This window comes from Brevibacillus laterosporus DSM 25 (assembly GCF_002706795.1).
In the GTDB taxonomy this organism is placed as follows: Bacteria; Bacillota; Bacilli; order Brevibacillales; family Brevibacillaceae; genus Brevibacillus_B; species Brevibacillus_B laterosporus.
The window spans coordinates 3,673,754-3,693,517 of record NZ_CP017705.1 but is presented as its reverse complement, the minus strand read 5'-3'; the positions used below and the strand labels follow the sequence as shown (position 1 = coordinate 3,693,517).

Sequence of the window (19,764 nt, the reverse complement as noted above, 5' to 3'; positions counted from 1 at the left end):
AAAGGTATATTTATTCTCTCATCTGAATACTGGTGTAAAAAAAACAAGCTCCTACTTAGATGATAAATAAATTCATCGTAAGGCAGGAGCTATATTCATTTCTAATTCTTCATCCGCGGATCTAATGCATCTCGCAATCCATCACCTATCAGATTAAATCCAAGAACGGTCAGCACAATGGACAGGCCAGGAAAGACAACAGTCCAAGGTGCCTGCTGGATGTATTCACGGGAGTCAGCCAGCATTTTACCCCATTCTGGTTGCGGGGGTTGTGCTCCAAGTCCAAGGAATCCAAGCGCAGCCGCTTCCAAAATAGCGGTTGCGATACCCAAGGTCCCCGTCACAATAATTGGAGCTATGCTATTGGGTAATAGGTGTTGTGTAATAATCCGAGCATCCTTCATTCCAATAGCTTTAGCAGCCATAATAAATTCCTCTTCTTTTAAACTAAGTACCTTCGAACGTACCAACCGTCCATAAGTAGGAACATTGATAATCGCAATAGCCATAAGTGCATTCTGTAGAGAAGGCCCTAGAATAGCAACGATCGCAATGGCTAACAAAATGCTAGGGAAGGCTAAAATGATATCAAATGTACGAGAGATAAGCATGTCAATCCATCTTCCATAGTAGCCAGCAATCAGTCCAAGCAGCGTTCCCATGATGATAGAGCCTACTACCGAGAACGTTCCTACCCATAAAGAGATTTGTGCTCCATATACTACACGAGTATATACGTCTCGACCATTATAATCCGTTCCAAACCAATGCTCGGCAGAAGGCGGCATATTTCTCTCTTTTAAGGCACCTTCATCAAAAGGATACGTAGTGATAAGAGGAGCAAGAATTGCAATGAGAACAAAGAAGATGATGATCCCAAACCCTAACAAAGCCATCTTATTTTTCCGTAACGTTCGCCAGGCATCTCGCCAAGGAGACGTTGATTTTTCAACTTGCTCTTTAGAAGGAACAACTTGCATTTCTGGAGTTACTTGTGCCACTGTTGAAAAACCTCCTTAGCGATATTTAATACGTGGATCAACATATGCATAGAGTAAATCTACAATCAAGTTGATCAATACGAAAATGAAGGCAATCACAAGAATGCCGGATTGGATAACAGGATAGTCACGGTTACCGATCGCTGTATAAATGTAACGCCCAATCCCCGGCCAGCCAAAAATAGTCTCCGTCAGAATTGCACCGCCTAAAAGCATTCCTAATTGTAAGCCAATCACTGTCAATATAGGAATCAGGGCATTTTTTAAAGCGTGCTTGTACACCACGAAAAACTGGGCCAAGCCTTTAGCTCGGGCGGTACGAATGTAATCAGAACGCATCACTTCCAGCATGCTTGAACGGGTAATTCGAGCAAAGATTGCCATTGGAATGGTTCCTAGTGCAATACCAGGTAAGATAAGGTGCAAAATCACATCCTTGAATTGGTCCCATCTCCCTGCCAATATCGTATCGAGCATATAGAAATGAGTAATGGCCTCAAAAGCATCACGTGGATTATCTCGCCCTACTGAAGGCAACCATTTCAATTCTTGTGCAAAAAACCATTGCTCCATTAAACCGAGCCAAAACACGGGCATAGAAACACCAATTAAAGCAATTAGCATGCAGACATAGTCAAACCAAGAGTTTTGTTTCCAAGCAGATATAATTCCGGCATTAATCCCTACAATAAGAGCGAACAACAAGCTAATAATAGCTAACTCTGTAGTAGCAGATAGATAAGGAACGATCTCCTTGGCAATAGCTGCTTTGGTATGGAGTGATACGCCTAAATTACCTGTAATCACATCTTTTAGATAGGAAAAATATTGAACGTACCATGGATGATTTAATCCCAATTGTTCACGTAGCTCTTCAACGGCACTCGGACTCGCCTTCTCTCCTAAAATCGTTAAGGCTGGGTCCCCGGGGATGGCGTGAATAATGGAAAACACGATAATGGACATGCCCAAAAACACAGGGATCAGCATGAGCAATCGTCGTATAGTGTAAGCTAGCAAATGCCATCTCCTCGCTTTCCTTGCTTATTTACTAACAGGTTGTAATGTATAAAGGATTGGTAAAAGAAAAGGGTAAGAGGAAAGCTCAGCTCCTACCCTTTTGAATATGAATGCTTATTCGATATCTACCTCTTCTAAACTTTCATTACCTTTTGGATGCGGGACATAGCCTTTAACGGTTGCTTTTGCTGCGATTGGAGGCGTCGAGTGCACCAATGGAATAAGAATAGCTTGATCAAAGATGATTTGTTGAACTTCGTTGTATATCTCAGTACGTTTTGCCACGTCTACTTCAGATTGTGCTTTCACAAGTAGGTCAGTAACTTTCTCATCCTTGTAAAACGAACGGTTACTACCGCCTATGTTATTTTTATTAAAGTGGTTGTTTAAGAAGTTGTCAGGGTCGCCATTATCTCCCGTCCAACCAAGTAGATAAAGCTCCTGCTCCCCTTTTTTGGTTTTATCTAGATAAGTTGCCCAATCCATGGAAACGATCTCGGCATCAATACCAATTTTCTTAAAGTCCTGTTGTATTGCTTCTGCCATTTTTTGTCCATTAATAATGTATGGACGAGGTACTGGCATCGCCCAGAATTTCACTTTGAAACCATTTGGATAACCTGCCTCTGTCAATAATTGCTTCGCTTTTTCTAGGTTATATTCACGATCCTTAATCTGATCGTTATGGCTCCAAATAGAAGGTGGTAATGGATTGGTAGCAGGCTGGGCGAAACCGCTGTAGAAGGCCTCAATCATTCCTTGTTTATCTACGGCATGCCCCATTGCTTGGCGCACTTTCACGTTATCCAACGGTTTTTTCTCAATGTTAAAACCTAACCACCCAGCATTCATAGAAGGACGTACAAATAACTGTAGGTCTTTATTTTCTTTCACAGATTTGGCATCATCAGGATTTAAACCATCCATAATATCTATCTCACCGGATGTAAGCGCTGTTAAACGAGCAGAGTTATCTGGAATCACTTTAAAAATAACCTTGTCTAGCTTGGGAAGACCTTTTTGCCAATAATCTGTATTTTTCGAAATAGTAATACTATCATTGCGGTTCCATTTTTCAAATTTGAATGGACCAGTTCCAACAGGCTTCTCATTAAATTCCTTTGTCCCCTTCTTCACAGCATCTGGTGAAGCGATAGCAAACGGGAACATGCCTAAATTCTGCATGAGAGGTGCTAGAGGGCGATTTAATGTAAGGACCACAGTGTACTCATCTTTCACATCTACAGAAGCGATGACATGATCCTTGTCACCCTTATAGCCGCCGAACATGTCATTGTAATATTCATAGCCTTCTTTATCGTGGTATGGATTGTTTTTATCCATCCAACGCTCAAAGTTAAATTTAACAGCTTCTGCATTAAAAGGTGTACCATCGTGGAATGTAACACCTTTTCGCAAATGGAAAGTATATTCCTTACCATCTGGGGTAATGTCCCACTTTTCAGCAAGTCCTGGTATTACTTCCGTATTTTCTTTTTTGTATTTCACTAATGTTTCCATAATGTTCTCAGTAACACGTGCTGACTCTCCATCGGTAATTGTGATGGGATCAAGGCCTACAGAATCTCCACCCCGACCTACAATTAAGGTTTTTCCACCTTTTTTATCTTCTTTTTTTGTTTCTGATGTCTTCGTTTCACCCTGTTTAGCGGCGTTATTTGTATTACCGCCACACCCGGTTAATGCTACAGAAAAAGCCATTATTCCTGAAAGAGCTGCTATCAGCTTCCTTTTCTTCATATTTTTTAATCCCCCTTGTTTTCTATATTCATGAAAAGAAAGCAACATATAGGAACTGCTTCCTTCTTCATGCATTCATAACGTTTTCAGCTTGTAACAAATCAATTTGAAAAAATGGTTTTGTCAAAACAGTACGTTCTTTTTATAAAAATATGCTCAGTTATTTTCATAAAATTTAGAATATTAACTATATAAGTGACAAGCTACCAGATGATCTTCCCTTAATTTGAGCATCTCAGGACGTTTTTCCCTGCACACGTCCATCACATGTGGACATCGTGTATGAAATGTACAACCAGACGGTGGATTAGCTGGACTTGGTAAATCACCTTGCAAAATAATCCTTTCCTGCTTTTTATCAGGATCTGCTACAGGAACCGCTGATAACAATGCCTTTGTATAAGGGTGATGTGGATTAGCGTATAGCTCATCTTTATCCGCAATCTCCGCAATGCGGCCCAAATACATTACACCTACACGATCACTGATGTGCCGAACCACACTCAGATCATGAGCAATGAACAGGTACGTCAGGTTATATTCTTTTTGTAAATCCTGCATGAGATTAAGCACTTGTGATTGAACAGATACATCCAAGGCTGATACTGGCTCATCAGCCACAATTAATTTGGGATTTAAAATCAGGGCACGAGCAATTCCGATTCGCTGACGCTGTCCTCCACTAAATTGATGGGGATAACGTCCAACATGATAAGTCGATAAACCAACTACCTCTAGTAATTCATGAACACGCTTACTTCGTTCTTTTGAGGAATTGACACCATGGACAATCAAAGGTTCTTCTAAAATTTTTCCAACTGTATGTCGTGGATTTAGAGATGCAAACGGATCCTGAAAGATAATTTGCATATCCTTTCGAATCTCCCGCACTTCCTCCCTTTTCATCCTGGCGACATCTTTTCCTTCAAACAACACTTCGCCACTGGTTGGTTCTATTAATCGGAGAATAGATCTACCTGTTGTAGACTTGCCACAGCCGCTCTCTCCTACCAATCCTAGGGTTTCGCCTCTCTTAACATGAAAAGAAACATCATCAACTGCTTTTACAGCACCAATTTCCTTGGCAAAAACTCCACCCGTGATTGGGTAATATTTTTTCAGACGATTAACTACTAATAAATCCTCCACCAATCTGCACCACCTTCAGCTGTTATTATTCATGTTGAAAGCAACGCGCTCGATGTCCTGTGCCCACTTCCAGCAGCTCTGGCATCGCTATCCGACATTTGTCCATTACATGCTCACAACGCGGTGCAAACCGGCAGCCTTCTTTAATAGTGCCTGGGGGTGGAACATTACCTGGAATAGAGTAAAGGCGCTCCTTCTTTTCTTCTAAATGCGGAATGGATTGAAGTAAGCCTTGCGTATATGGGTGTTTCGGATTTTTCAGAATATTTCTGACATCTCCTTCTTCCACCACATTTCCGCTATACATAACAACCACTCTGTGGCACATTTCTGCCACCACACCCAGGTCATGGGTGATCAACATGATTGCGGTCCCCATATCCTCATTTAGACTGCGCATCAAGTCAAGTATCTGGGCCTGAATGGTAACATCAAGAGCGGTAGTAGGCTCGTCTGCAATCAATAGCTGCGGACTACAGGCCATCGCCATCGCAATCATGACCCGCTGACGCATACCGCCAGATAATTGATGCGGATACTCATGAATAATTTCCTCCGCACGGGGAATTCCCACACATTTTAGCATATCGATGGCACGCTTTGTTGCTTCTTTTTTAGAAACCCTTTTGTGTAGGATGACTGCTTCTCTAATCTGGTCCCCAATTTTGTAAACAGGGTTCAGAGAGGTCATTGGCTCCTGAAAAATCATGGCGATTTCATTTCCACGAATCTCACGCATTCGTTTTTCACTAGCAGTTAAAAGATTCTCACCCTTAAACAAAATGTTACCGCCCACAATTTTTCCTGGAGGATTAGGTACTAATCGCATGACGGAAAGTGATGTAACGCTCTTGCCACAGCCTGACTCGCCCACAATACCTAACACTTCACCTTGATTGATAGATAAAGTAATTCGATCAACGGCCGGAACTCGTCCACGATCCGTAAAAAAATGGGTCTCTAGATTCTCAATGTGTAAAATCTTTTGCGTCAAAGTGACCGCACCTCTCTATACCATTGTTCTTATGGGTTATTTTTTGATAACTTAGATAATTATTGCATTTATTTATAAAACTAGCAACATCAAAATAATATAGTATGAACAAAAATTAATTTTGTATAATTAAACCAGTTATTTTTTCCTAAAAAACTTGTTTTCTAGCTAAAAAGGCAACTTGCGAGCACATCAGCACAAATTGCCTTTCCAGTCAATCCTATTGGCTCCCCACTAGTTTCATCTCTTCGCATTATGGTTCAAAAAATCCTGAAATCCAACTTACAGTAGCTTCTGTCCCTTTTTTTACCCACTTTCCTACTGATTCTCCTGCTTCACTTACATAATTAACGACTCGTTTCGGTTCCGTTCGCACTTGTTTACCCATAACCGCTATCTCTACTTGATTGTTATCAACTTTAGTAATAGCAAACGTCTGGGATTGTTCTCGTAAGCTTCCATCCACTTTATTTATGCCCCGTTCAGCGGTTTGCATGCCGAGCACAATGCCAATTAACAGAAGAATAACCATACCTATAAATCGTATCGTATGTGCCATTCAAAGTTTCACTCCTTACTCTTACTACTTTTTGGCGTTTGCTCCTTGTTCACTCTCTCTGCTTTTTGGTAATATTCCGCAAAAACATCAGCAAATGCTTCTGCTGTATTGTAAGATTCCTCAAGCGTGTTGTTGATTCCGCCAACCTCTAGTAATAGACTACCCGGAGAGATAGACTGGTTATACTCGGCATTTCCCTCATGTGCACCTTTTGCGATTACACCACGAGATAATCCTGGGTATTTTTTCTCTACCAAAGCGTTTAATTCTTTAGCCATCCGTTCATTTTGCATGAAATTACGATTACGTGTTCCGATGACAAATAGGATTCGCGCGTACGTTTTTCCGTTTATCGTTATTGCCGTTTTGCTACGTGACACATCCCCATCCCTATGGATATCAAAATAGTACTCCAAGGCAGGATATTGTTTAGCAGCAGCTTTCACAGCTTTAAATGACTCAGCATATGCCATGGGATATGTCTTTTTCTGATCGATCAACTGTTGAATAAAATCATTTTCACTTACAATGTTATTTACCCCTTTTTCTTGCAGTAACTTTCCAAATCGTTTGCCAACTAACTGAATATTTTTTGTTGGATGGTCAACTGACGTTCCTACCGTAGGTGCGACATGCGTCCATGATTCTCGATTATGTGTATTGTAAATAAAAACACGTTTTTCTCCAGCTATACTAGGTGGACTTGGCGTTTTCGTTTCATCCTTTTCGATTTGTCCTGGTTGTACTGCGTCTCTTGATTTCGTACCTTCTTCTCTATTCACATCCTGAACAACTGCATTCGGTGCAGCAGATTCCACGTACAAATCCACTAGCTCTAGTCCTTGACCTGGCACAATAATGCGTGCATCATCATAAGTAAGCAATCCTGGCAACTCTCTGCCTAACAGACTGCGTAAATCTCCGGGATAAATACCAGTAATAAGTTGAAAGAAGAAGCTTTGCATCGTGGAGCTCTCAGGTTCTCCCTGCGCCTGAACGGTACGATGCAAGCTAGGGATTTCCATGCCCATCGCATCTAGAAACGTAATACTTGATACGTTGGAAGCGGCTCGTTGAATACTACTAGAGTACAGAAAATCCTGGTGATTGGAGCTTACAAGCAAAAGACTCACAAGCACAAATAACAGAGCTGTGCCGGCAGAGAGCGCAAAAAAATAGCGTTGTAAAAGGGTGACCATTTCATTTCTCCTCCTCTGACGTTTCTCTGCATATGCTTTATAGTATGCATGTCATAGAGTAGATAGAACGATCACCCTAGTAAAATAACGTTTAATTTGTGAAGCTTTTTTATTAGTTGTTATTATATGGAAGCAACCTACTTTTTTTAATGCGTATAGGCACTCACATTATCCTCTGAAACTGCTCTATGCAACGCTTGGTTAAGTCCTGTTGCTACTATATTAGAAATCCCTTCCATAAAATCATCTATTTCCTTAGGTGTTACAACTAATTCTTGCCCAAGTGGCCGCAGTACCTCATGAATTAACTGTCGCTTCTCATCCTCAGATAGCTGCCCAACTAATCCCATGAAGGTTCCCCTTTTTTCCATATCAGGCAAGTCTTCCTCCGTATAAGGTTCCTTACGCTCCGGCATTTCCGAGGCAGTGAGTCGATTGAATGCACGATTTTGCTCTTGCATCGATTGATTAAAATGACCTAATAAATAGGTAATCGCGTCATTTACGATGGTGGAAGCAAATACCACCGTTGGAACTCCAATAGAGATGACGGGAACCCCTAATGTGTCTTGGTCAATGGATTTACGCTTATTTCCTACACCCGATCCTGGATGAATTCCCGTATCCGCAATCTGAATGGTTGTATTGACACGATGTAGAGCACGGGAAGCAAGGGCATCAATCGCAATCACAAAATCTGGCTTGCTCTTCTCTACCACGCCAAAAACAATCTCACTAGTCTCAATACCCGTAATACCTAATACACCAGGAGACAACGCGCTAACTTCACGATATCCCTCTTGAACTGATTCTGGTGCTAGTTCAAACAAATGGCGAGTTACCAATAAATTTTCAACAACCTGCGGGCCTAGTGCATCAGGCGTTACATTCCAATTTCCAAGACCAATGACTAACGCCTTCTTGTCCTCTGTTAATCCGAGTTCATGTAGAAATCTAGCAAACTCTCGGGCAAATCGCTTGGTCACTCCCCCCTCCAACTCGGAGTCATTATCTCTTAGTTTTGGCACCTCAATCGTCACGTAATTCCCCGGGAGCTTACCGATTTGTTTACCTGCATCTTCATTCTCAACCTGTACTCTTGTCACGGTAATACCAGGCTCAGAACTATCTGTTGATAGGAAAACCCCCGGAATATCACTTTGATTCTGCTCACGAGCTATCTCATGTGCTTCTACTGCCAAATCAGTGCGGATTGCATACTTTGATAAATCAATGTTATGTACATTCATTCTATTCGCCTCCAAGTAGGGAAAAGTAACCGTACAATAAGCTAATTTGGCTCATTTTTAAGTCCTTGTTGTTAAGAACCAGATTATCGTGAGTTCTCTTCTTATTTCTTAGTACTAGGTTGCTTGCTTCTGTCATTTTTATTCGCAAAATCATTCCTTGCAAATGCACCAAACGCATGCTAGAATACTATTTGTTGCATTTCTTTTGCTATGGTCTTTTCTATTGTTTTAAGGAGGTGAAAGTATGCCAAACATTAAATCCGCTATCAAACGTACAAAGACGATCGAAAAACGCCGTGCTCAACGCGCTTCTCAAAAATCTGATCTTCGTACAACAATCAAGAACTTTGAAAAAGCAGTTCTTGCTTCTGACGTGGAATTAGCTAAAACAACCCTTCTTGCAGCTGTTAAGAAAATTGACAAGGCTGCTACGAAAGGTCTTATTCATAAAAACGCAGCTAATCGTCAAAAATCTCGCCTGATGAAAAAACTTAACGTTCTTACTGCTCCTGTAGCATAATTTCGTTTTGACAGGCCAAAAAACCCCGCAACCTTTGGTTTGCAGGGTTTTTTTATTTAGTGAGAAAACACCTTCCAAGCATGATCCCTTATATCTCGTTCATTTGGTGGGCGAACCACGTCCAGACAACACTCCTCACAAGCTCCATAGCTTAGGTAGTTTTGTTGTGCCTGCCTCAATGACAAATCCCCATTAGCACCTCCTACTTCATCTGGTCGTTCCCAGCAATTTGGATCGTCTTGCCAAAAGCAAATTTCACAAATATCATGAAGTTCACTCTTCAATGTGATATATCCACAGCATGGACATGTTTTTTTCATTTCCATTTTACCCCGCACATTACTTGTAAACTCTATTTTGTCTTGTTGGAATTCTATCATAAAAAAAGCCCTACATCGAGTATACGCACTCTGTAGAGCCCTCTTGATTTAATTTCAATAACACTACTGACACTGTCAGCCATTTCCTACATACTAATAGCCGAGTCCTCGTCGTGGTTGTAAAAGCCCTGTCTACTCTTTATCGCTGCAACTCTTGCCCTACCTTCGTTATAAATACCTCCAGAGCTAATCTCTTGTCAGTCTGTCCTGATTTCATCCGGTAATCTTCTTCTGCAAGAATCCCTAGCAATCGCCGTAAACTAGCTTCTGAAAAATGCCTCGATTGCTCCATCGCCTTTTTAATCGCATAAGGATGCATCTTTAGCATACCAGCTAGTTGCTGCTGCGTATAACCTAGTGGAGAACGGGTCTTAACATGATATATTAGTCTAAACTGTCTTGCTAATAACGCCATCAATTTAATCGGCTCTTCTCCCATCTTCAAGCAATCATATAGAGTACGAAACGCATCTGTTACTCTACCAGTAACAACAGCTTCAACGAGAAAAAAGACATCCTGCTCTAACGTCCGCGAGGCCAACAATTCAATTGTTCCACGGGTGATTTCTCCCGTTTGATTGTCAGTCGTCTTCACATAGAGCGCCATTTTTTCGATCTCTTTAACTAATAGCCGTAATTCTGAACCAACACGCTCTGCCAACAACATAGCATTCTCTCGTTCAATCTGTGCACCAAATCGTTGGGCAGTCCGTTCAATCCACCCATATAAATCGGCGTCTTGCAACGTTTGAAATCCAAGAACAACAGCGCGTTGTTGCAATTGCTTGGTTAATTTTTTTCGTTCATCCAGCTTATCTGCCTGTACGTCCAACACTAGTGAACTACTTGGTGTCGGGTCCTTTAAGTAATCTAGGAGGCCATCTGTGTTATGTTCTACTTTACTTGGTGGTTTTGCCCCAGTTAAAAAATATGCATTACTGGCAATAACCAGACGATAGTCAGACAAAAAAGGCAATGTATTTGCTTCTAGTAATATATCTTCAAAAGGTGTTTGAGCACAGTCGTACATTCCTATATTTAAGTCAGCGTATGTCGGGTCAATCATCTCTTTACGAAGCAAGGCCATAAATTCCTCTTTTAGATAAGTCTCCGGCCCATATAGTACATATACCGGAGCAAATCGCTTCTGCTTAATCTCCCGCATCGCCGTGCGTAACGGCATTCCGATCTCCCCTTTGTTACTCGCAAGTCCCTGGATTTTTTCAGTTCCCTTATTATAACACGCTTAGGCTTGCACGCAAAAAAACCACGACCTTCTCAGTCATGGTTTAACCAAGCAACATTCGCTTTTATGTAAACGCTAGAGAGAAAACCCCGGATGTTTTCTCTCTACACGGGAAGCAGGGGGTGCTTGATACTTTATCTTACGCAAAACGCACTTTTTGGTGTCAGTCTTATGCAAAATTTGGCGTTCGTCCTATCTTTGCATGATGACTCAATCTAAGAAAAGGGAAGGAAGACTACGCTATCCCCAAGCTTCGAAATGCTTATCGTTGCATAAATGAGAAACATCCTATTTGTTAATACAACTGAGGTTTCTTTTTTTAGCCCGTTTTCTTTCACCCAATGGCCCCTGAATGCAAGAATATACTCTGCTGTCTTTGCAAGCATTCTTGAATCGGTGCCTTCTGTTTTCCAGTATCTGATGGATATTGATTGCCAATCATTATTTATGCCAATTCCATCCATTTTGTAGATTGGTCCACTCTTCTAGGTGCTTTTCTGCATCTTTTTGTTGCTTTTCCTGCTGCTTCTCCCATTCTTTCATTTGTTTTTCCCATTCTTTTTGTAGCTCTTTTTGCTTCTTCTCTAATTCTTTCTGCTGTTTTTCCCATTCTTTTTGCTTATCTTTAGCTTGCTGCTCCGCTTTTTGCTTTTTTTCTTCTTCTCGTTGTTTCTGTTCCTTCAGCGCCCGCTCAATGGCATTTTGAATAACCTTTTCTAACTCTTTCTGATTTTTAACATTTTGTAAATCAGGATGCTCCTGCAAAAATTCTCGCACTTCCTTAGACGCTTCTTCCCACGCTTGAACCTTACCTTCTTGATCAAGCTTATTATAGTTGTCCACCTGATCAGGAATCAAAGAGAATAGTGCATCTTCTGATAACGACTGCTCATGAGCAGATGTTTTACCAGAAGTCGAAGCGTGGTTATCTTTTATTGTAGGAGCAATAGCCATCTCATGCTGTGTTTGGTTTCCATCCGTTTGGTTTCCATCCGTTTGGTTACCACCCTTCAGATGACCATCCTTCTGAGCCATTGCTATACTATTTTCGGCATCAGACTTATTATCGTTAGGCCTGTTCTGTTGGTGTTCCTGCTTGTTCTCCTCCAGCTTTTGATTTCCTTTTAATTCACTAGAGGTATCATCTGGTGTACTAACCGGAATCTCTTTTGAAGCATCCTGTGAATTTTGTCCCTTCTCGTTTACATCTGTGTTTTTATCAGAAGTAGTAGATTTAGGTTTTTCTGTTTTTGGTACGTCCTTCGTGATCAAGTCACCCGATGATTTTTTTGATACTTCCTCTTGTACATGACCAGAAGCCCCATTCGTAAGAACAATTGTTTCATTTTTGTCCTTATTGGCCATAACAAAAATTCCTAGCAACAAACAAGCTGCCGCAACTCCGCTCCCTACCTTGGCCATCCACAATGGCAAACGGCGGTTTTTAGCTGCTGATTTGTCTTGTTTCTGTTTTAACTCTAGACGAGGTGGTGCTGTCTGTGTAACAGCCGCTGGTTCAGGGGTTACTCGGGACTGCTCCAATTGAGGTAAGAGCGCATCAACAATACTAAACGGTGGTGTAACTCTTGGCAGGTTTGCCAATCCATCAGAAACTTTTTGTAAACGTTCGTACTGGAGCATATACTCTGGGTTCTCAGCTAACTTAGCTTGTAACATTCGTTTTTCTTCCACAGACAAATCATCGTCCAAATCTCTTTGCATCCAATCATGGATGTCATCCTGCGTCATCCTCTTATCCCCCCCTTCTCATATTCCTGCAGCAGTGTCTGCAATTGATGTCTAGCCCTAAACAGATAAGATTTCACCGTGTTGAGCGGTACGTCCAAAGTATCAGCAATTTCTTGATAGGAAAAATCTTGCAAATAGCGAAGCACAACAACTACTCGATAATGCTCCGGTAATTTGGCAATTGCTCGATGAACATCCTCTGACATGCTATGTAACAAAATCGTATCTTCAACATTTTGTTTGTCTTGTAGCGTCAGTTCATATTCATCGATGGATAAGGTCTCCTTTTTTGCCCGAAAGCGATCCATACAAATGTTGCTGACAATACGTTGAACCCATGTGGTAAATTTGGCTTTTTCCTGAAAGGTGCCAATTTTTCTAAAGACGCGTAATAAAGCTTCCTGGGCTACATCCATTGCATCGTGTTCGTTACCCGTAATATAGAAAGCGCTCCGATACACAGTGTTCTCAATGGAGCGAAGCAGTTCCACCAAAGCTTCTTGATCTCCTGCCTGCGCCTTTTTGATCAGGTCAGCTTCAATCATTAGCGCTCTCTCCTTCCTTTCAGACGTAGGCAACTTCATGAAAGTTGCAAACATAATCCATCATCATTTTAATTATTCTGGTTGTAATGTAGGAGTAATTTTGTATCCATTTTCATTAATCGTAATAGTAATCGCTCCATGGTGATCCGTGCGATAAATTTGTGTATTCTGTTGTTTAAAACGTTCTATTACTTGTTCGGAAGGATGGTGGTACCGATTGTTAGTTCCTACTGAAATCAATGAAACACCAGGGGTAATGGCATTCAGGAATTCCTCACTGCTTGAAGTCTTACTCCCGTGATGCCCTACCTTTAAAAGATCAATCGGAGGTAATGTATAGCGTTGTAACAATTCTTGTTCTCCCGATTCTTCCAAATCGCCTGTTAACAATATGTTTACACCATACGCAGATAAGAGCAGGACAACAGAGGCATTATTTTCAGAACTCTCTTGTGTCTCTTTAGGATCAGGGGATAGCCAAGTCCACGTAACATTCGGATTATCCTGCCAGGTATAGCCTGAATATCCCGTATAAATACTGATTTGTTCCCTATGTAAAGCTTGGAACCATTCTGCCTCAGCCTTTGGTTGTCTACCATTGGTAAGTACACGATCCACCTTTAGAGACGGTAGCAGTGCTTGTACCCCTCCTACATGATCATGATCACCATGCGTCAGCACTAGACAATTGATGCGTTCCACTCCTTTAGAGCGCAAATAAGGCAGTACGATATCCTTGCCGACTTCAAATGGATTTCTTCGTTTTTGCCAAGGCTCTTTTCCAAAGGAGATCGTTCCTCCTGTATCTATTACATATACGAAAGAATCGTCTATCTCAACTATTATAGAGTCTCCTTGCCCCACGTCAATAATGGTAATTTCTACCTCACCTTTTTTCCCCCATGATTCGCGTGCAATAATAACCAACAAAACGAAGATAAATGCTGTCACAAAAAGATCCTTTTTACGGTGATAACCGAAATGCCACATCGCCCAAAAACCAGCACAAAACCCTATATATAGTACATGCCACCACCAAACAGGATGTGTCCAATGCCGCAATGGAAATTTTGTTTGATGAAGGAATGTAAGAAAGGAATGAACAGAGGTTAAAAGATAATCAGCTACAACGGAGGGTATGTAAGTCAATGCAATATGTACATGAGAAAAAAGCAGCAACATGTATCCAAGCGGCAAAATAACATACGAATAAACAGGTACCAATAATACATTAACCAGCCATGAAATCGGTGAAAACAAATGAAAATAATGAATGAGAAAGGGGAATGAGATTAGTTGGGAAACGAGTGTAACTGCTAGTGTGGAAACCACCCAATTTGGCATAGGCCATTCTAGTTGTACTAGCAAAGGTACAAAGACCAATAATCCCATCGTAATAAAAAAAGATAATTGAAATCCTAGATGAAATAATTGATATGGGTCGTACATTAACATAATGAGCCCAGTGACACCTAGTATCTCTAGGCCTTGCGCAGATTTTTCCCTAGACCGTGCTAATAATCCTAGAATCCCCATAAAACCAGATCGTACAGCTGATACTCCCATACCTACCAAGCCCACATACATCAATATAAATAGTATTCCTATCACATAAGAAGCTTTTTTGGGAACACCAATCCTTTGTAATAGCCATAAAAAGCCGCTAGATACGATCGTGATATGTAATCCAGAAATAGCAAGCACATGAATAAATCCTAAATCTGCATAAACCGTTTGAAGATCGGCTTCTACCTCCGATTGCTGACCTAATAAAAGTGATTTAAAAAAGCCTATGATTTCAGGCTTCATTATTAGTTTCTCTAATTGTCTGGCTTCCGCTCTTTGCCATCTAGTAAAAAAGGCCCGCCAATCACCTTTGCCCTCCTGAACCTCCATGACCATAAAATCTATTTCAGCCAATACCGCTACTTTTTGGTAGTGAAGATAAGATCTGTAGTCAAACGCATGAGGATTACGCGCTGTACCTGGGTGCTTTATTGTAGCTTGAGCCTGAAATGTATTACCCGATTGCCAACGTTTTATGGTATCGATTTGTTCTTCTTGCTGTAGTTTGAGACGAACAAGAACTCGCTCCTCTATGTGAAGTCTCTGGGGTTGGGTCTTCATTCTTTGCTCACTTTTCACATGACTAATTCGTGCATAGAATCTCACCAAATCCCCATCTCGCTCTACGGGAGAATCAATTTTTCCTTGTAAAAAAACAGGTTCTTCCACTGTTGTATAGTGCACCAGCTCAGAAACATTACGACCATCGTACCAGTTAAAATAACAGGCTCCAGCAAGGATTGGACCCAATATTAACAAGCTCCATTTCCTCCTCTGGCCCTTCAACCAGATCGACGCCAATATTAATAGAACAAATCCGATCCATAAATAAGAAGAAGGTGGAAAGAGATTGAGCCTTCCCAAATTACTAAGCCCAATACCTACAATCCAACATAGTGATGTCCGAAAAAAATGATAGGTTGCCACCCATTTTCCACCTTTCTATCCATTCGTCAATCCATTATAGGAGTGAGAATAAGGACAAAATAATAGAGAAAACGGGAAAGGTTATAGTATAATAGAGCAAAATTATAATACATAGTAGTAAGAACAGTGTTTGGTGTCAAAGGAGAGAAGCAACATGGCGAGAAAAAGTTGGGATGAATATTTCCTAGATATTGCCGATCAGGTATCCAGCCGTTCCACCTGCCCCCGCCTTCATGTGGGTAGCGTAATTGTCAAGGATAAACATATTATTGCAACGGGCTACAATGGCTCCATCCATGGTCATGATCATTGTGATGATGGTGGATGTTTGATTAATGAAGCAGGACGTTGTGTACGAACAGTGCATGCCGAAGTTAACAGTGTTTTACATGCAGATCGTGATAGCCTGAAGGGAGCTACCGCCTACGTCACACATGAACCTTGTGAAAATTGCGCTAAGACACTCGCTCAATCAGGTATCGCACGGATCGTGTACCGTCATGCATATGCCAATAAATGGAATGAGCATTTCCTAAAAGGTATAGAGGTCGTTCACCTACCTTTTTCGGACGCTAGAAACAATTAAAACACGTTATCGAAATAGGTTCTCTTTCTGATAAGAGGACCTATTTTTTGTTTATAAGGTAAGATATAGAGGCTTTTCCATTCGAGCAAAAGAGATGATTTTTAGGAGAAACGAAAAAACAATACAAGGTCACCGTTCAGATTTTTTTGTCCACCCTCCCTACTTTAATCGAGTCAACTGTCGCATTGCGCTTGCTTGGAATCCATGTTAGATTAAGATAGTGTATTTTCAGGGGACCACCCTGTGAGAGGAAGAGTCTAAGAGAATGTGTGGAATTGTTTCGTTCTTCAATAAGCATCAAGCACCTGCACAACTAGAAACGATAAAAGCAATGACCGACGTGATTTTGCACCGCGGTCCTGACGACGATGGTTTCCATGTAGAAGATAATATTGCATTAGGCTTCCGCCGTCTTAGCATCATTGATGTTGCTGGCGGTCATCAGCCTTTGTTTAATGAGACAAAAGATATCTGGATTATCGGTAACGGAGAAGTTTATAACTACAAAGAACTACAGACATGGTTAAAGGAACAAGGTCACGTGTTCCAAACCGATTCAGATATTGAGACCATTCTTCATTTGTATGAAGAGGTTGGCTTTGATGCACCGAAAAAGCTTCGTGGTATGTTTGGCTTCACTATTTACGATAGCCGTAAACGCCTTCTGTTCGGAGCACGTGATCATTTTGGAATCAAACCGCTCTACTACACGGAAACAGCAGATTCGATTGCTGTAGCCAGTGAAATAAAGAGCTTACTTGAACTGCCCGGTGTACCTCGTGCAGTCAATCAACAAGGTTTCTATCATTATCTAACCTTTCAATATGTTCCTGACCCTGAGACAATGTATGAAGGAATATATCGCATTCCTCCAGGTCATTTCTTTATCATTCAAGATGATAAGATAACAATTGAACAATATTGGGACGTTCACTTTGAACCGGATGAAAGTAAGCCATTCTCATATTTTGTAGAAGGTACCCGCTCCATCTTGCTAGATTCTATAGATAAACACCGAGTTAGTGAGGTTTCTCGCGGTGCATTTTTATCCAGTGGTGTGGACTCCAGTAGTATCGTGGGCATGTTACGTAAGTTTGAACCAGTCAAAACCTTTTCGATTGGCTCTGATATCCCAGGATACAGTGAGCTAGATTACGCGCGTCGTACGGCAGAATATCTAGGTACAGAGCATCACGAGGTCACCATGAATGCAGAGCGTTATCTGCAGGAATTACCTCGTCTCATCTGGCATCAGGATGAACCAGTAGCAGATCCATCCGCTATTCTCCTATATTTCGTAGCAGAGATGGCTAGCGAGCACGTTACGGTTGTGCTATCTGGTGAAGGGGCAGATGAATTCTTTGGTGGATATAACATCTATCGTGAGCCTCACTCCCTTCGGATGTTTAAACATATGCCAGACTGGATGAAATCCTCCATGCGTAGCGTTGCTGAACATTTTCCAGATAGCATAAAAGGGAAAAACTTCTTGATTCGTGGCTCTAAAACCGTTGAGGAGCGTTTTTTTGGAAATGCTATGATCTTCAGTGAAGAGATTAAGGAGAAAGTAGTAATGGAGAATATTAAACATGCTTCCCATTACAAATCTCCACTAGATATCACCCAAAAAATTTATCAACGTGTCCAAGGTTATGACGACGTAACCAAAATGCAGTATTTAGATATCCATACTTGGCTTCGCGGTAACATCTTAATGAAAGCTGACAAAATGACGATGGCAAACTCTCTGGAGTTACGCGTACCGTTCATCGATCCAAAAGTATTTGAATTCGCAGCGACCATTCCGACCAAATACAAGATTGCAGAAGGTACAACCAAGCATGTTTTAAGAGAAGCAATGAAGGACTTTTTGCCTCCTGAAATCAAAACTCGTCCAAAGCTTGGATTCCCAGTTCCTACCCGTCATTGGTTAAAGAATGAATTCTACAAATGGGCGAAAGAATTGATTTTTGAAGCAAAAGTAGATCATTTAATTAATAAAGCTTATGTTTTGTACATGCTAGATGAACATAAGGAAGGTCACGGTGATTATAGCCGTAAGATCTGGACCATTCTAATCTTTATGCTGTGGCATCAGATCTTTATCGAACAGAAGTATTCCTTCCAACCCTATGTAAGCCCTGCCGTTCAAATTCGCAAGCAAAATAATGCATCAAGCATAGCCAGATAGTAACTTCTTACCTCGAAACCTTTCAATCGACTAGATTGAAAGGTTTTTTTGCACTCCCCTCTATCTTTTTATACGATGTCCTTAAAGATGTGAAGGAGCGATAATAATGGTTATGGAATTGTGGGATCGTTATCGAAAATGGATCTTTGTGAGTGCTACCCTTTTATTTATTGGTCTTAGCTTTTGGATATACCCCACTGACGAATCAAGCACTGTGTCTGGACTTACTCCTGTTGCCTTCGCAGAAAAGGAAAGCGCTGCAAAGACCGAATTACAAGCAACTAAGCAAATAGAACTTGAACTAAAAAATTCTACGGTAAGCAATAAGACAACCACAGGTAAAAAAGAGAATTCTGAAGAAAAGATACTGTCTGATACAAGGGACTCTTTAGCTATAGATACCTCTCTTGCTAAAGATGAGCGAATAAGTGACTCAAATCATTCATTTTATATTGATGTTAAAGGAGCTGTCACACATCCTGGTTTATATTCTTTTGTTTTAAATGAACGAGTAATGCATGTTATCCAAAAAGCTGGTGGTTTCTTAGCACAAGCTGATCAAAAACGAGTTAATCTGGCACAAAAGCTAACTGATGGAATGGTTTTATATGTTCCTACTTTACAAGAGTCAGCCACCGCTCATCCTAACCAACCTGCTAATTCATTTCTTCAACCCAGTTTGTCTCTCCAAACCATTTTGCCAGCTTCTTCACCTCCATCTTCATCTACTAAAATCAATATAAAAACCGCTACGTTGGAACAACTGATGAAATTACCAGGAGTCGGGAAAACCCGAGCAGAAGATATTATTTCCTATCGCGATAAGAAGGGCTTTGCTAAACTAGAAGATTTGATGAAAATTTCGGGTATAGGTAAGAAGACCTTTGAAAAAATAAAAAAGGTTGCAATTTACGAATAAATATTTACTGAATATTCAGTCATATGTATAATAGAAGGAACAAGGCTTGTGAAGGGACGATCACCCGTGGAGCAATTAACACTTGTTTTGGTAGAACGGATGGGGCTTCTTTTGATATTGACTTTTATCTTGACACATATCCCCCTGTTTCGCCAATTATTAGATCGGGAAATTCACTTTCATCTAGCCTTTAAATGTATGT

At 40.9% G+C, this 19,764-nt stretch carries 17 protein-coding genes; 4 read left to right on the top strand and 13 right to left on the bottom strand.

Going from position 1 to position 19,764, the window contains the following annotated elements:
- Nucleotides 1-101: 101 nt before the first annotated feature.
- The 8 genes from BrL25_RS17550 to gpr form a co-directional block, all read right to left on the bottom strand.
- Complete coding sequence (locus BrL25_RS17550) at nucleotides 102-980, bottom strand: ABC transporter permease (protein ID WP_035312156.1); 879 nt, start codon at nucleotides 978-980, stop codon at nucleotides 102-104.
- Nucleotides 981-1,016: 36 nt separating this feature from the next.
- Nucleotides 1,017-2,021, bottom strand: a complete 1,005-nt coding sequence (locus BrL25_RS17545; protein ID WP_018672925.1) for an ABC transporter permease — start codon at nucleotides 2,019-2,021, stop codon at nucleotides 1,017-1,019.
- A gap of 114 nt (nucleotides 2,022-2,135) precedes the next feature.
- The gene (locus BrL25_RS17540) at nucleotides 2,136-3,782 is read right to left on the bottom strand and encodes an ABC transporter substrate-binding protein (protein WP_026315275.1); all 1,647 of its coding nucleotides are present in this window, start codon (nucleotides 3,780-3,782) and stop codon (nucleotides 2,136-2,138) included.
- Between the two features lie 183 nt (nucleotides 3,783-3,965).
- Entirely contained in the window at nucleotides 3,966-4,934 is a 969-nt protein-coding gene (locus BrL25_RS17535) for an ABC transporter ATP-binding protein (RefSeq protein ID WP_026315276.1), read from the bottom strand.
- Between the two features lie 22 nt (nucleotides 4,935-4,956).
- Nucleotides 4,957-5,925 carry an ABC transporter ATP-binding protein gene (locus tag BrL25_RS17530; protein WP_018672928.1) on the bottom strand — a complete coding sequence of 323 codons (969 nt, stop codon included), beginning with the start codon at nucleotides 5,923-5,925 and terminating at the stop codon, nucleotides 4,957-4,959.
- A gap of 253 nt (nucleotides 5,926-6,178) precedes the next feature.
- Nucleotides 6,179-6,484 carry a DUF3679 domain-containing protein gene (locus BrL25_RS17525; protein WP_018672929.1) on the bottom strand — a complete coding sequence of 102 codons (306 nt, stop codon included), beginning with the start codon at nucleotides 6,482-6,484 and terminating at the stop codon, nucleotides 6,179-6,181.
- 8 nt (nucleotides 6,485-6,492) lie between these two features.
- Nucleotides 6,493-7,683, bottom strand: a complete 1,191-nt coding sequence (spoIIP, locus tag BrL25_RS17520; RefSeq protein ID WP_018672930.1) for a stage II sporulation protein P — start codon at nucleotides 7,681-7,683, stop codon at nucleotides 6,493-6,495.
- A 146-nt stretch (nucleotides 7,684-7,829) separates the two neighbouring features.
- Complete coding sequence (gpr, locus tag BrL25_RS17515; RefSeq protein ID WP_018672931.1) at nucleotides 7,830-8,933, bottom strand: GPR endopeptidase; 1,104 nt, start codon at nucleotides 8,931-8,933, stop codon at nucleotides 7,830-7,832.
- Between the two features lie 244 nt (nucleotides 8,934-9,177).
- Here gpr and rpsT point away from each other — a divergent pair, with 244 nt between their 5' ends.
- Nucleotides 9,178-9,453 carry a 30S ribosomal protein S20 gene (rpsT, locus tag BrL25_RS17510; protein WP_003338252.1) on the top strand — a complete coding sequence of 92 codons (276 nt, stop codon included), beginning with the start codon at nucleotides 9,178-9,180 and terminating at the stop codon, nucleotides 9,451-9,453.
- Between the two features lie 56 nt (nucleotides 9,454-9,509).
- On the opposite strand, the gene BrL25_RS17505 is transcribed toward rpsT, so the two are convergent.
- The 5 genes from BrL25_RS17505 to BrL25_RS17485 all read right to left on the bottom strand — a co-directional run bounded on the left by BrL25_RS17505 (nucleotide 9,510) and on the right by BrL25_RS17485 (nucleotide 15,866).
- Nucleotides 9,510-9,773, bottom strand: coding sequence for a CPCC family cysteine-rich protein (locus BrL25_RS17505; RefSeq protein ID WP_026315277.1), 264 nt, complete (start codon nucleotides 9,771-9,773; stop codon nucleotides 9,510-9,512).
- Nucleotides 9,774-9,972: 199 nt separating this feature from the next.
- The gene (gene holA, locus BrL25_RS17500) at nucleotides 9,973-11,016 is read right to left on the bottom strand and encodes a DNA polymerase III subunit delta (RefSeq protein ID WP_018672933.1); all 1,044 of its coding nucleotides are present in this window, start codon (nucleotides 11,014-11,016) and stop codon (nucleotides 9,973-9,975) included.
- A gap of 504 nt (nucleotides 11,017-11,520) precedes the next feature.
- Nucleotides 11,521-12,828 (bottom strand): hypothetical protein, encoded by a 1,308-nt coding sequence (locus BrL25_RS17495; RefSeq protein WP_018672935.1) that lies wholly within the window; start codon nucleotides 12,826-12,828, stop codon nucleotides 11,521-11,523.
- Complete coding sequence (locus BrL25_RS17490) at nucleotides 12,825-13,373, bottom strand: RNA polymerase sigma factor (protein WP_003338255.1); 549 nt, start codon at nucleotides 13,371-13,373, stop codon at nucleotides 12,825-12,827. Before BrL25_RS17490 ends, BrL25_RS17495 begins: the two co-directional genes overlap by 4 nt.
- A 72-nt stretch (nucleotides 13,374-13,445) precedes the next feature.
- Complete coding sequence (locus tag BrL25_RS17485) at nucleotides 13,446-15,866, bottom strand: DNA internalization-related competence protein ComEC/Rec2 (protein ID WP_026315278.1); 2,421 nt, start codon at nucleotides 15,864-15,866, stop codon at nucleotides 13,446-13,448.
- 154 nt (nucleotides 15,867-16,020) lie between these two features.
- Between BrL25_RS17485 and BrL25_RS17480 the strand changes: the two genes are divergently transcribed.
- The 3 genes from BrL25_RS17480 to BrL25_RS17470 all read left to right on the top strand — a co-directional run bounded on the left by BrL25_RS17480 (nucleotide 16,021) and on the right by BrL25_RS17470 (nucleotide 19,562).
- Nucleotides 16,021-16,452, top strand: a complete 432-nt coding sequence (locus BrL25_RS17480; protein WP_018672937.1) for a deoxycytidylate deaminase — start codon at nucleotides 16,021-16,023, stop codon at nucleotides 16,450-16,452.
- A 265-nt stretch (nucleotides 16,453-16,717) separates the two neighbouring features.
- Nucleotides 16,718-18,643, top strand: a complete 1,926-nt coding sequence (gene asnB / locus BrL25_RS17475; RefSeq protein WP_018672938.1) for an asparagine synthase (glutamine-hydrolyzing) — start codon at nucleotides 16,718-16,720, stop codon at nucleotides 18,641-18,643.
- Nucleotides 18,644-18,749: 106 nt separating this feature from the next.
- A complete protein-coding gene (locus tag BrL25_RS17470; protein WP_018672939.1) occupies nucleotides 18,750-19,562 on the top strand; it encodes a ComEA family DNA-binding protein in 813 nt (270 codons plus the stop codon).
- The last annotated feature ends 202 nt before the right edge of the window (nucleotides 19,563-19,764 follow it).